Source organism: Streptococcus mitis (genome assembly GCF_001074635.1).
Classification (GTDB): domain Bacteria; phylum Bacillota; class Bacilli; order Lactobacillales; family Streptococcaceae; genus Streptococcus; species Streptococcus mitis_E.
This window is the reverse complement of record NZ_JUQO01000166.1, coordinates 18,070-31,348: the sequence shown is the minus strand read 5'-3', so window position 1 is coordinate 31,348 and position 13,279 is coordinate 18,070. Positions and strand designations below refer to the sequence as shown.

The 13,279-nt window shown below is 40.6% G+C and carries 11 protein-coding genes; 10 read left to right on the top strand and 1 reads right to left on the bottom strand.

The window, feature by feature from the left end:
• From ADI58_RS07050 to pyk, 3 genes are all read left to right on the top strand, one after another.
• Window positions 1-367: OB-fold nucleic acid binding domain-containing protein (locus ADI58_RS07050; protein ID WP_049521983.1), on the top strand; the 367-nt coding region annotated here is incomplete at its 5' end.
• 81 nt (window positions 368-448) lie between these two features.
• The gene (gene pfkA, locus ADI58_RS07045) at window positions 449-1,456 is read left to right on the top strand and encodes a 6-phosphofructokinase (protein WP_000820862.1); all 1,008 of its coding nucleotides are present in this window, start codon (window positions 449-451) and stop codon (window positions 1,454-1,456) included.
• Between the two features lie 58 nt (window positions 1,457-1,514).
• Window positions 1,515-3,020: a pyruvate kinase gene (gene pyk / locus ADI58_RS07040; RefSeq protein ID WP_001042818.1), complete on the top strand. Its 1,506-nt coding sequence runs from the start codon at window positions 1,515-1,517 to the stop codon at window positions 3,018-3,020.
• 393 nt (window positions 3,021-3,413) lie between these two features.
• Here the strand turns inward: pyk and ADI58_RS07035 are convergent, their stop codons facing one another.
• On the bottom strand, window positions 3,414-4,400 hold the full coding sequence (locus ADI58_RS07035; RefSeq protein WP_000204727.1) for an L-lactate dehydrogenase: 987 nt from the start codon (window positions 4,398-4,400) through the stop codon (window positions 3,414-3,416).
• 194 nt (window positions 4,401-4,594) lie between these two features.
• On the opposite strand from ADI58_RS07035, the gene gyrA reads away from it, so the two are divergent.
• From gyrA to udk, 7 genes are all read left to right on the top strand, one after another.
• Window positions 4,595-7,063, top strand: coding sequence for a DNA gyrase subunit A (gene gyrA / locus ADI58_RS07030; protein ID WP_049521982.1), 2,469 nt, complete (start codon window positions 4,595-4,597; stop codon window positions 7,061-7,063).
• Complete coding sequence (gene srtA, locus ADI58_RS07025) at window positions 7,063-7,806, top strand: sortase SrtA (protein WP_033677039.1); 744 nt, start codon at window positions 7,063-7,065, stop codon at window positions 7,804-7,806. Before gyrA ends, srtA begins: the two co-directional genes overlap by 1 nt.
• 138 nt (window positions 7,807-7,944) lie before the next feature.
• A complete protein-coding gene (locus tag ADI58_RS07020; RefSeq protein WP_000254773.1) occupies window positions 7,945-8,742 on the top strand; it encodes a formate/nitrite transporter family protein in 798 nt (265 codons plus the stop codon).
• A 147-nt stretch (window positions 8,743-8,889) separates the two neighbouring features.
• On the top strand, window positions 8,890-10,170 hold the full coding sequence (locus ADI58_RS07015; protein ID WP_049521981.1) for an O-acetylhomoserine aminocarboxypropyltransferase/cysteine synthase family protein: 1,281 nt from the start codon (window positions 8,890-8,892) through the stop codon (window positions 10,168-10,170).
• A 95-nt stretch (window positions 10,171-10,265) separates the two neighbouring features.
• The gene (locus ADI58_RS07010; RefSeq protein ID WP_049521980.1) at window positions 10,266-11,540 is read left to right on the top strand and encodes a DUF2130 domain-containing protein; all 1,275 of its coding nucleotides are present in this window, start codon (window positions 10,266-10,268) and stop codon (window positions 11,538-11,540) included.
• Window positions 11,541-11,549: 9 nt separating this feature from the next.
• On the top strand, window positions 11,550-12,428 hold the full coding sequence (gene truB / locus ADI58_RS07005; protein WP_049521979.1) for a tRNA pseudouridine(55) synthase TruB: 879 nt from the start codon (window positions 11,550-11,552) through the stop codon (window positions 12,426-12,428).
• A gap of 110 nt (window positions 12,429-12,538) precedes the next feature.
• The gene (gene udk, locus ADI58_RS07000) at window positions 12,539-13,177 is read left to right on the top strand and encodes a uridine kinase (protein WP_001181376.1); all 639 of its coding nucleotides are present in this window, start codon (window positions 12,539-12,541) and stop codon (window positions 13,175-13,177) included.
• The last annotated feature ends 102 nt before the right edge of the window (window positions 13,178-13,279 follow it).

Sequence of the window (13,279 nt, the reverse complement as noted above, 5' to 3'; positions counted from 1 at the left end):
AGATGACAGTAAGAAAAAATTGGATGTCACACTCTTTTCAGACTTATATCGTCAGGTTGGGCAGGAAATAAAAGAGGGAGCCTTCTACTATATAAAAGGAAAAATCCAGTCACGTGATGGCCGTCTGCAAATGATTGCACAAGAAATAAGAGAAGCAGTTGCTGAACGCTTTTGGATACAGGTAAAAAATCATGAATCGGATCAAGAAATTTCACGTATTTTAGAACAATTTAAAGGTCCAATCCCAGTCATCGTCAGGTATGAAGAGGAACAGAAAACAATCGTTTCCCCTCATCATTTTGTAGCTAAATCCAATGAATTAGAAGCGAAGTTGAATGAAATCGTTATGAAAACGATTTATCGCTAAAAATACGGAAAATAGAAGAATTTTAAAATCAAATGTGGTATAATCAATAAGAATGTTAAAAGAAAAAGGAGCATAACCAATATGAAACGTATTGCTGTTTTGACTAGTGGTGGAGACGCCCCTGGTATGAACGCTGCTATCCGCGCAGTTGTTCGTCAAGCAATTTCAGAAGGAATGGAAGTGTTTGGTATCTATGACGGATATGCTGGTATGGTTGCCGGTGAAATTCATCCCCTAGATGCAGCTTCAGTAGGAGACATCATTTCTCGTGGTGGTACTTTCCTTCACTCAGCTCGTTACCCAGAGTTCGCTCAACTTGAAGGGCAACTTAAAGGGATTGAGCAATTGAAAAAACACGGAATTGAAGGTGTAGTTGTTATCGGTGGTGACGGATCTTACCACGGCGCTATGCGTTTGACTGAACATGGCTTCCCAGCTATCGGTCTTCCAGGTACAATCGATAACGATATCGTTGGTACTGACTTTACAATCGGTTTTGACACAGCGGTTACAACTGCTATGGATGCTATCGATAAGATTCGTGATACATCATCAAGTCACCGTCGTACTTTTGTTATTGAAGTTATGGGACGTAACGCTGGTGATATCGCTCTTTGGGCTGGTATTGCAACTGGTGCTGATGAAATCATCATTCCTGAAGAAGGATTCAAGATTGAAGATATCGTAGAAAGCATTAAATGTGGTTATGAGTGTGGTAAAAAACACAATATCATCGTCTTGGCAGAAGGTGTGATGTCAGCAGCTGAATTTGGTAAAAAACTAAAAGAAGCTGGGGATACAAGCGACCTTCGTGTGACAGAACTTGGACATATTCAACGTGGTGGTTCTCCAACTGCGCGTGACCGTGTATTGGCGTCACGTATGGGTGCGCATGCTGTTAAACTTCTTAAAGAAGGTATCGGTGGTGTTGCGGTTGGTATCCGTAACGAAAAAATGGTTGAAAACCCAATTCTTGGTACTGCAGAAGAAGGAGCATTGTTTAGCCTTACTGCAGAAGGTAAGATTGTAGTTAACAACCCACACAAAGCCGACATTGAGCTATCTAGCTTGAATAAGAGCTTGTCATAATTTACAATTTAGTTAATAAGACCAAAAAGGTCATATATATAAAGGAGTCACAAAAATCATGAACAAACGTGTAAAAATCGTTGCAACTTTGGGTCCTGCGGTAGAAATCCGTGGTGGTAAAAAATTCGGTGAGGACGGATACTGGGGTGAAAAACTTGATGTTGAAGCTTCAGCTAAAAACATTGCTAAATTGATTGAAGCTGGTGCTAACACATTCCGTTTCAACTTCTCACACGGTGACCATCAAGAACAAGGTGAGCGTATGGCAACTGTTAAACTTGCTGAAAAACTTGCAGGTAAAAAAGTTGGTTTCCTTCTTGATACAAAAGGACCAGAAATCCGTACAGAATTGTTCGAAGGTGAAGCTAAAGAGTATTCATATAAAACTGGTGAGAAAATCCGTGTTGCAACTAAACAAGGAATCAAATCAACTCGTGAAGTGATTGCATTGAACGTTGCTGGTGCTCTTGATATCTATGATGATGTTGAAGTTGGTCGTCAAGTTTTGGTTGACGATGGTAAACTTGGTCTTCGTGTGGTTGCTAAAGATGATGCAACTCGTGAATTTGAAGTTGAAGTTGAAAACGATGGTATCATCGCTAAACAAAAAGGTGTGAACATTCCTAACACTAAAATTCCTTTCCCAGCTCTTGCTGAACGCGATAACGACGATATCCGTTTCGGTCTTGAACAAGGTATCAACTTCATCGCGATTTCATTCGTACGTACTGCAAAAGATGTGAACGAAGTTCGTGCAATCTGTGAAGAAACTGGAAACGGACATGTTCAATTGTTCGCTAAAATCGAAAACCAACAAGGTATCGATAACTTGGATGAAATCATCGAAGCTGCTGATGGTATCATGATCGCTCGTGGTGACATGGGTATCGAAGTACCATTCGAAATGGTTCCAGTTTACCAAAAAATGATCATCACTAAAGTCAATGCTGCAGGTAAAGTTGTTATCACTGCAACAAACATGCTTGAAACAATGACTGAAAAACCACGTGCAACTCGTTCAGAAGTATCAGACGTATTTAACGCTGTTATTGACGGAACTGACGCAACAATGCTTTCAGGTGAGTCTGCAAATGGTAAATACCCACTTGAGTCAGTAACTACAATGGCTACAATCGATAAGAACGCTCAAACTCTTCTTAACGAATACGGACGTTTGAACTCAGATTCATTCGAACGTAACTCTAAGACAGAAGTAATGGCTTCAGCTGTTAAAGATGCTACTAACTCAATGGACATTAAATTGGTTGTAACTCTTACTAAGACAGGTCACACTGCACGTTTGATCTCTAAATACCGTCCAAATGCTGACATCTTGGCATTGACATTCGACGAATTGACAGAACGTGGATTGATGTTGAACTGGGGTGTTATCCCAATGTTGACAGATGCTCCATCTTCAACTGACGATATGTTCGAAATTGCTGAACGTAAAGCAGTTGAAGCAGGTCTAGTAGAATCTGGTGACGATATCGTTATTGTTGCTGGTGTACCAGTTGGAGAAGCTGTTCGTACAAACACAATGCGTATCCGTACAGTACGTTAATTAATAGAAAAATAGCCTATCGTATCAAGCTGTCTAGCCTGTATGATGGGCTTTTTTGTATATGGGAAAAGTTTTCTACTTTTGATTTAATGTAACTGTAGCTAGAGAGTAAATCGTTGCTTGTTCCATACTTTTTGTGATGTGAGTATAAATCCGATTGGTAGTCTTTTTATCTTCATGCCCAAGCCATGACATGATAACTTTTAAAGGGATGTTGTTTTTTGAACGAAAATTTCATAAAATGTTTAGTTCTTATAGTGGATTGCAGCTAGAATAGTACGCCGTGGCTACTAAAACATTTCTAGAAATTAATTTGTTCATATCTTATTTCAATCTACTATAATACAGAAAAAAACAACTCCTTGATGATTCAAGGAGTTGTCTATAGTTAAATTAGTTTTTAGAAGCTTCTTGGAATTCTGGATTTTTCCATGCTTCGTCAATGATAGCTTGCAATTCTTTAGCAGATGCTTGCATTTTTTGAGTTTCTGCGTCGTTCAATGGGATATTTACTGGACGAACGATACCATGTGCACCAACAACAGCTGGTTGACCGATAAAGACGTTCTCAACTCCGTATTGACCTTCTTGGAATACTGAAAGTGGAAGTACTGCATTTTCGTCGTCAAGGATTGCTTTAGTGATACGAGCAAGGGCTACTGCGATACCGTAGTATGTTGCACCTTTTTTGTTGATGATTGTGTAGGCTGCATCACGAACACCTTCGAACAATTCAATCAATTCAGCTTCTTGAACATTTTGAGTGTCTTTAAGGAATTCTTCAAGGTTTACACCAGCGATGTTTGCGTGTGACCAAACAGCGAATTCAGAATCACCGTGTTCACCCATGATGTAAGCGTGAACTGAACGAGCATCTACATCCAATTTTTCAGCAAGTGCTTGACGGAAACGAGCTGAGTCAAGCGAAGTACCTGAACCGATAACGCGTTCTTTAGGGAAACCAGAGAATTTCCAAGTTGAGTAAGTCAAAACGTCAACTGGGTTAGCAGCAACAAGGAAGATACCTTTGAAACCGGATTCAACAACTTGAGTTACGATTGATTTGTTGATAGCAAGGTTTTTACCTACAAGGTCAAGACGAGTTTCACCTGGTTTTTGAGGCGCACCTGCAGTGATCACAACAAGGTCAGCGTCTGCACAGTCAGAGTATTGAGCTGCATAGATTTTTTTAGGTGAAGTGAAGGCAAGGGCGTGACTAAGGTCAAGCGCGTCACCAACAGCTTTTTCATGCAATTGTGGAATTTCGATAATTCCAAGCTCTTGTGCAATTCCTTGGTTAACAAGTGCAAAAGCGTAAGATGAACCTACAGCACCATCTCCGACAAGGATAACTTTTTTGTGTTGTTTAGTTGAAGTCATTGTTCTAAACATCTCCTTAATTTTATTCAGGGATTTCCCCAGTTATTTTAATTCTATCACTTTTAAAAAGCTTTGTCACGAATATGCCTTGGAGTTCTTGATGTAAACGTTTTAGCTAATTTGGATACCTGAAATATGGCGGACATTATGGTATAATATTATTAATTACTAATAGTGAAATGAGGCATTTATTAATGCAGGATAGAAATTTAGTGAATGTCAATCTGACAAAGGAGATGAAGGCGAGCTTTATCGATTACGCCATGAGTGTTATCGTAGCGCGGGCTCTTCCTGATGTTCGAGATGGCTTGAAACCTGTTCACCGTCGGATTCTCTATGGAATGAATGAATTGGGTGTTACTCCAGACAAACCCCATAAAAAATCTGCTCGTATTACAGGGGACGTCATGGGTAAATACCACCCACACGGGGATTCCTCTATCTATGAAGCAATGGTCCGCATGGCTCAATGGTGGAGCTACCGTTACATGCTTGTAGATGGGCATGGAAACTTTGGTTCCATGGATGGAGATGGTGCTGCCGCCCAGCGTTACACTGAGGCACGTATGAGCAAGATTGCTCTAGAAATGCTTCGAGATATCAATAAGAATACGGTTGATTTCGTTGATAACTATGATGCTAATGAACGTGAACCCTTGGTCTTGCCAGCTCGTTTTCCAAATCTTTTAGTTAATGGAGCAACTGGTATTGCCGTTGGGATGGCGACCAATATTCCCCCTCATAACTTGGGTGAAACCATTGATGCAGTGAAGTTGGTCATGGACAATCCTGAAGTGACTACCAAGGACTTGATGGAAGTCTTGCCTGGTCCAGATTTTCCAACAGGTGCCCTTGTCATGGGGAAATCAGGCATTCATAAGGCTTATGAAACAGGTAAAGGTTCTATTGTCCTTCGTTCTCGTACTGAAATTGAAGAAACTAAGACTGGCCGTGAGCGCATCGTTGTGACGGAATTTCCTTACATGGTCAATAAAACCAAGGTGCATGAGCATATTGTTCGTTTGGTTCAGGAAAAACGGATTGAGGGCATCACAGCGGTTCGTGATGAGTCAAACCGCGAAGGGGTTCGTTTCGTGATCGAGGTCAAGCGCGATGCTTCAGCCAATGTTATCCTCAATAACCTCTTCAAGATGACCCAGATGCAAACCAACTTTGGTTTTAATATGTTGGCGATTCAAAATGGGGTGCCGAAGATTTTATCTCTTCGTCAGATTTTGGATGCTTATATTGAGCACCAAAAAGAAGTGGTTGTTCGTCGTACTCGTTTTGATAAGGAAAAAGCGGAAGCGCGTGCTCATATCTTAGAAGGTCTCTTGATTGCGCTAGACCATATCGACGAAGTGATTCGTATCATCCGTGCTAGTGAAACGGATGCTGAAGCACAAGCTGAGTTGATGAGCAAGTTTAAGCTTTCTGAACGTCAAAGTCAGGCCATCCTTGATATGCGTCTCCGTCGTTTGACAGGTTTGGAACGCGATAAGATTCAGTCTGAGTATGATGACCTCTTGGCTCTGATTGCGGATTTAGCAGATATTCTTGCTAAACCAGAACGTGTTTCTCAAATCATCAAAGATGAATTAGATGAAGTCAAGCGTAAGTTTGGTGACCAACGTCGTACTGAATTGATGGTCGGTGAAGTCTTGAGTCTTGAAGATGAGGATTTGATTGAAGAATCGGATGTCTTGATTACGCTTTCTAATAAGGGATACATCAAACGTCTGGACCAAGCTGAGTTTACTGTTCAAAAACGTGGTGGCCGCGGTGTTCAAGGGACAGGTGTTAAGGATGACGATTTTGTCCGAGAGTTAGTGTCAACTAGCACTCATGATCATTTACTCTTCTTCACAAATAAAGGACGTGTCTATCGCCTGAAAGGTTATGAAATTCCTGAGTATGGTCGGACAGCCAAAGGGCTACCAGTAGTCAATCTCTTGAAATTGGATGAAGGTGAAAGTATTCAGACTATTATCAATGTTGAGTCTGAACGCAGTGATGACGCTTACCTCTTCTTCACAACCCGTCATGGTATTGTAAAGAGAACCAGCGTTAAGGAATTTGCTAATATTCGTCAAAATGGACTTAAGGCATTGAACCTCAAAGATGAAGATGAGTTGATTAATGTCTTGTTGACGGAAGAAAATACGGATATTATCATTGGTACCAAGTTTGGGTATGCAGTTCGCTTTAATCAATCAGCCGTTCGCGGCATGAGTCGTATCGCCACAGGTGTGAAAGGTGTTAATCTCCGTGAGGGAGACACAGTAGTTGGTGCTAGCGTAATTACTGATCAAGATGAGGTTCTTATCATTACTGAAAAAGGATATGGTAAGCGTACAGTTGCGACTGAATATCCAACAAAAGGTCGTGGTGGTAAAGGGATGAAGACGGCTAATGTAGCTGAAAAAAATGGTCCTCTATCAGGTCTCTTGACTGTGAAAGGTGATGAAGACTTGATGATTATCACTGATACAGGTGTCATGATTCGAACCAATGTTGCCAATATTTCACAAACAGGACGCTCAACTATGGGAGTTAAAGTAATGCGTCTGGATCAAGATGCTAAAATTGTAACCTTTACTACGGTTGCAGCGGCAGAAAAAGAAGAAGTTGGGACAGAAAACGAAACAGAAGGTGAAGCATAATGTCTCAAAAAAATAATAAAAAGAAAAACAAACGGAAAAATCTGCTGACAAATGTCCTGGCAGGATTTCTGATACTACTATCAATTGCTTTGATTTTTAATGCTAAAATTCGTGATATTTTCATAGTTTGGAATACCAATAAGTACCAAGTTAGTCAGGTATCAAAAGAAAAAATAGAAGAAAATCAGGATACAGAAGGAAATTTTGATTTTGATTCTGTCAATGCTATCTCTTCGGAAGCTGTTCTAGCTTCTCAATGGGATGCTCAAAAATTACCAGTTATCGGCGGAATTGCAGTTCCTGAATTAGAAATGAATCTGCCAATTTTTAAAGGGCTTGATAATGTCAATCTCTTCTATGGTGCTGGTACCATGAAACGCGATCAAGTGATGGGGAAAGGAAATTATAGTCTAGCTAGTCATCATATTTTTGGTGTCAATAATGCTAATAAAATGTTATTTTCTCCTTTAGATAACGCTAAAAATGGTATGAAGATTTATCTAACCGATAAAAATAAAGTTTATACTTATGAAATACGTGAAGTCAAACGTGTTACACCGGATCGTGTTGATGAAGTTGATGATAGAGATGGGGTCAATGAGATTACATTAGTAACCTGTGAAGACCTTGCTGCCACAGAACGTATTATTGTAAAAGGCGATTTGAAAGAAACAAAAGAATATTCACAAACATCTGATGAAATCCTAACAGCTTTCAATCAACCATACAAACAATTTTATTAATACAAATCAGTGAAATCTTGGATTTCACTGATTTTTTAAGCTTTTCATAAGAATAAACTTTTATGAAATACAGAAAACGCTTCCTTAATTTTAACGTTTGTGATATAATTATCAGGTAAAAATTTTTAGGAGTTTATTATGGTTTCTTCAGAATTTATCTCAAAGATTGAATTTGCTTGCAAGAAGAAAGAAAGTCTTTATAGTCAAAGCAAATTTAAGTATGCGATTCGTTCTATGTTCGCAGGTGCATTTTTAACCTTCAGTACTGCTGCAGGTGCAGTTGGGGCTGACTTGATTAATAAAATTGCACCAGGTAGTGGACGTTTCCTCTTCCCCTTTGTCTTTGCTTGGGGATTGGCCTACATTGTTTTCTTAAATGCCGAGTTGGTAACATCAAACATGATGTTCTTGACTGCTGGTAGTTTCTTGAAAAAAATCTCTTGGAGAAAAACAGCTGAGATTTTACTTTACTGTACCTTGTTTAACCTTATCGGAGCCTTGATAGCAGGTTGGGGCTTTGCCCACTCAGCAGCTTATGCACATCTGACTCACGATAGTTTCATTTCAGGGGTTGTTGAGATGAAGTTAGGCCGCTCAAATGAATTAATCTTGCTTGAGGCGATTTTGGCAAATATTTTCGTAAATATTGCGATTCTTTCATTTGTTTTGGTCAAAGATGGTGGTGCCAAACTTTGGCTTGTGTTGTCAGCAATTTACATGTTTGTATTCTTAACAAACGAGCACATTGCGGCGAACTTTGCTTCTTTCGCGATTGTAAAATTCAGTGTTGCTGCTGATTCAATTGCTAACTTCGGTGTTGGGAATATGCTTCGCCACTGGGGTGTAACCTTCATTGGAAACTTTATCGGAGGAGGTCTTTTGATGGGTCTTCCATATGCCTTCCTCAATAAAAATGAAGATACTTATGTAGATTAAGAAAATGAGCACGATTGATTCGTGCTTTTTTTATTTTTAAAATAAGGCAATAGTTATTTATTATATCAAAATATAGAAAACTGATATTTGTAAACTATACCTTAAGGTGCTACAATATCTTTAATGAAACTATATGGAGGTCGCCTTATGACTCGTGATTTTAAATTTGAAACCTTACAATTGCATGCTGGGCAAGTAGTTGACCCAGCAACTAAGTCTCGTGCAGTGCCGATTTATCAGACAACATCCTTTGTTTTTGATGACACGCAGGAAGGTGCCGATCTGTTTGCCTTGAGGAAACCAGGGAACATTTATACTCGTATCACCAACCCTACAACAGCTGCCTTTGAAGAAAGAATTGCTGCCCTTGAAGGTGGTGTCGGAGCTCTTGCAACCGCATCAGGTATGGCTGCAGTTACTTATACGATTTTGGCGCTTGCCCACGCTGGTGACCATGTTGTAGCAGCCTCAACTATTTACGGTGGAACATTCAATCTTTTGAAAGAAACCCTTCCTCGTTATGGTATCACAACAACCTTTGTCGATGTTGATAATTTGGAGGAAGTAGAAGCAGCGATCAATGACAATACCAAGCTTGTTTTGATTGAAACCTTGGGTAACCCTTTGATTAACATTCCTGACTTGGAAAAATTGGCTGAGATTGCGCATAGACACCGGATTCCACTCATTTCGGACAATACCTTTGCAACACCTTACTTGATTAATGTATTTTCTCACGGTGTAGATATTGCCATTCACTCTGCGACTAAGTTTATCGGTGGGCATGGTACGACTATTGGAGGAGTGATTGTCGATAGCGGGCGTTTTGACTGGGTGGCTTCAGGAAAATTCCCTCAATTTGTTGAGGAAGATCCAAGCTATCATAACTTGAGCTATACTCGTGATGTGGGTGCGGCAGCCTTTATTATCGCTGTCCGTGTTCAATTGCTTCGTGATACAGGTGCAGCCTTGTCACCATTTAATGCCTTTTTCTTGCTTCAAGGACTTGAAACCCTTTCACTTCGTGTGGAACGTCATGTGCAAAATGCAGAGAAAATTGTTGATTTTCTCGTCAACCATCCTAAGGTAGAAAAGGTAAATTATCCAAAACTAGCAGATAGTCCATATCATGCCTTGGCTGAGAAATACTTGCCAAAAGGTGTGGGCTCCATCTTTACCTTCCATGTCAAAGGTGGAGAGGCAGAAGCTCGCAAGGTAATTGATCATTTAGAAATCTTTTCTGACCTTGCAAATGTGGCAGATGCTAAATCACTTGTTGTCCATCCAGCAACAACTACTCACGGTCAATTGTCAGAAAAAGACCTGGAAGCAGCAGGTGTCACACCAAATCAAATCCGCTTGTCTATCGGACTCGAAAATGTAGAGGATTTGATTGAAGATTTGCGCTTGGCCTTGGAGAAAATTTAAAGTAAAAGAAGATAAACAGTGGGTTTCGACTCACTGTTTTTGATTTTCCCTCAGGCATGATATAATGGTTACAGAAGTCTAGAAAGAGGAACGATATGAACGAAATCAAATGCCCCAACTGTGGGGAAGTCTTTACAGTAAATGAAAGCCAGTATGCCGAACTCTTGTCTCAAGTGAGAACAGCAGAGTTTGATAAGGAATTGCACGATCGGATGAAGCAGGAACTGGCCTTGGCTGAGCAAAAGGCAATGAATGAACAACAGTCTAAACTGGCTCAAAAAGACCAAGAAATTGCGCAATTGCAGAGCCAAATCCAAAACTTTAATACAGAAAAAGAATTGGCCAAGAAAGAGGTTGAACAGACAAGCCATGAGGCATTATTAGCAAAGGACAAGGAAGTACAGGCCTTGGAAAACCAATTGGCAACCTTGCGTTTGGAGCATGAAAATCAACTACAGAAGACCCTTTCTGACCTAGAAAAAGAACGAGACCAGGTTAAAAATCAGCTTCTCTTGCAAGAAAAGGAAAACGAGTTGTCTTTGGCTTCTGTTAAACAAAACTATGAAGCACAGCTCAAAGCAGCCAGTGAACAGGTCGAGTTCTATAAGAATTTCAAAGCCCAGCAATCTACAAAAGCCATCGGGGAAAGTCTGGAACAGTATGCAGAGAGTGAGTTTAACAAGGTCCGTAGTTTCGCCTTTCCAAATGCCTACTTTGAGAAGGATAACAAGGTTTCTGCGCGTGGGTCTAAGGGGGACTTTATCTTCCGTGAGAGTGATGAAAATGGGGTCGAAATTATTTCCATCATGTTTGAAATGAAAAATGAAGCAGATGGAACAGAGAAGAAGCACAAGAATGCAGATTTTTACAAGGAATTGGACAAGGACCGTCGGGAGAAGAACTGTGAGTATGCCGTTTTGGTGACCATGCTTGAGGCCGATAATGACTACTTTAACACGGGGATTGTTGACGTCAGCCACGAGTATGAAAAGATGTATGTTGTTCGTCCTCAATTCTTTATCCAGTTGATTGGACTCCTGAGAAATGCGGCGCTTAATTCCCTAAAATACAAGCAAGAGTTGGCACTTGTCCGTGAACAAAATATAGATATTACACATTTTGAGGAAGACTTGGATGCCTTTAAGCTAGCTTTTGCCAAGAACTACAACTCTGCTTCAACTAACTTTGGTAAAGCAATCGATGAAATCGATAAGGCCATCAAACGCATGGAAGAGGTTAAGAAATTCCTAACTACATCTGAAAACCAACTTCGCTTAGCTAACAATAAGCTGGAAGATGTTTCCGTCAAAAAATTGACTCGTAAAAATCCAACTATGAAAGCGAAATTTGAAGCATTGAAGGGGGAGTAGAAAGCAAAAATGAACGGTATTATCAACTTAAAAAAAGAAGCGGGCATGACCTCGCATGATGCGGTTTTTAAACTGCGTAAGATTTTGGGAACCAAGAAGATTGGTCATGGTGGGACCTTGGATCCGGATGTAGTGGGTGTTTTGCCCATTGCAGTTGGCAAGGCGACACGCATGGTCGAGTTTATGCAGGACGAGGGCAAGGTCTATGAGGGGGAAATCACTCTGGGTTATTCCACGACGACTGAGGATGCCAGTGGGAAAGTGGTCGCAGAGACACCTGTTTTGTCGCACTTGGATGAAAAGCTTGTCGATGAAGCGATTGCCAGTCTGACTGGGCCTATTACCCAGATTCCACCTATGTATTCGGCAGTCAAGGTCAATGGTCGCAAGCTTTATGAGTATGCGCGTGCTGGTCAGGAAGTGGAGCGTCCAGAACGTCAGGTGACCATTTATCAATTTGATCGGACAAGCCCTATTTCTTATGAGGATCACCTCGCACGATTCACTTTTCGTGTAAAATGTAGCAAGGGAACTTATATTCGTACCTTGTCAGTTGACTTGGGAGAAAAATTGGGTTATGCGGCTCATATGTCACATCTGATTCGAACAAGTGCTGCTGGCTTACAGCTAGAAGACGCTCTTACCTTGGAAGAAATTGCTGAAAGAGTGGAGGCTGGTCAACTGGACTTTCTCCATCCTCTAGAGATTGGAACAGGGGATCTTGTTAAAGTTTTCCTAACTCCAGAAAAGGCTACAGAAGTGCGCTTTGGTCGTTTTATCGAACTCGAACAAACAGAACAAGAATTAGCTGCCTTTGAAGATGATAAATTGCTAGCCATTCTTGAAAAACGGGGCAATCTCTACAAACCACGAAAGGTTTTTAGCTAGTCTAACTGAGGTGTAGGGAGTGTTGTTTCCCTTAGACTATCCAAAATCAGACTATAAATTTTGCAAAAAATGTGATAGAATAGACCACGGATAAAAAAACGGAGGATAGCATGCAAAATAGACCAATCATTATCGGAGTGACAGGTGGTTCTGGTGGTGGTAAGACCAGTGTTTCAAGAGCCATTTTATCGCATTTTCCTGATGAAAAGATTTCCATGATTGAGCACGATTCATACTACAAGGATCAGTCTCATTTGACCTTTGAAGAGCGTGTCAAAACCAATTACGACCATCCTTTTGCCTTTGATACAGACTTGATGATCGAGCAGATTAAGGAATTGTTGGCAGGGCGTCCGGTGGACATCCCGACTTATGACTATACAGAGCATACACGGAGTAGCAAGACTTATCGTCAGGAGCCTCAAGATGTCTTTATCGTTGAGGGGATTTTGGTCTTGGAGGACAAGCGCCTGCGCGATTTGATGGATATCAAGATTTTTGTGGATACGGATGACGATGTGCGCATTATTCGTCGTATCAAGCGCGATATGGAAGAGCGTGGCCGTAGCCTTGATAGCGTTATTGACCAGTACTTAGGTGTGGTTAAACCAATGTACCACCAGTTTATCGAGCCAACTAAGCGTTATGCTGATATCGTCATTCCTGAAGGGGTTAGCAATACAGTGGCTATCGATCTTTTGACGACCAAGATTGCAAAGATTTTGGAAGAAGCTCGAAACAGCAAATAATCAGATGTGGAGGCTTTGCCTCCTTTTTCTATTTTTCTCTCATAATGGTACATAAATGGAGATTTTTAGGCATATTTTTGGTATAATAATACCCATGAAAGA

Coding starts and splice junctions, on each gene's coding strand:
- pfkA (WP_000820862.1), top strand. CDS start 449: ATGAAACGTATTGCTGTTTTGACTAGTGGTGGAGACGCCCCTGGTATG.
- pyk (WP_001042818.1), top strand. CDS start 1,515: ATGAACAAACGTGTAAAAATCGTTGCAACTTTGGGTCCTGCGGTAGAA.
- ADI58_RS07035 (WP_000204727.1), bottom strand. CDS start 4,400: ATGACTTCAACTAAACAACACAAAAAAGTTATCCTTGTCGGAGATGGT.
- gyrA (WP_049521982.1), top strand. CDS start 4,595: ATGCAGGATAGAAATTTAGTGAATGTCAATCTGACAAAGGAGATGAAG.
- srtA (WP_033677039.1), top strand. CDS start 7,063: ATGTCTCAAAAAAATAATAAAAAGAAAAACAAACGGAAAAATCTGCTG.
- ADI58_RS07020 (WP_000254773.1), top strand. CDS start 7,945: ATGGTTTCTTCAGAATTTATCTCAAAGATTGAATTTGCTTGCAAGAAG.
- ADI58_RS07015 (WP_049521981.1), top strand. CDS start 8,890: ATGACTCGTGATTTTAAATTTGAAACCTTACAATTGCATGCTGGGCAA.
- ADI58_RS07010 (WP_049521980.1), top strand. CDS start 10,266: ATGAACGAAATCAAATGCCCCAACTGTGGGGAAGTCTTTACAGTAAAT.
- truB (WP_049521979.1), top strand. CDS start 11,550: ATGAACGGTATTATCAACTTAAAAAAAGAAGCGGGCATGACCTCGCAT.
- udk (WP_001181376.1), top strand. CDS start 12,539: ATGCAAAATAGACCAATCATTATCGGAGTGACAGGTGGTTCTGGTGGT.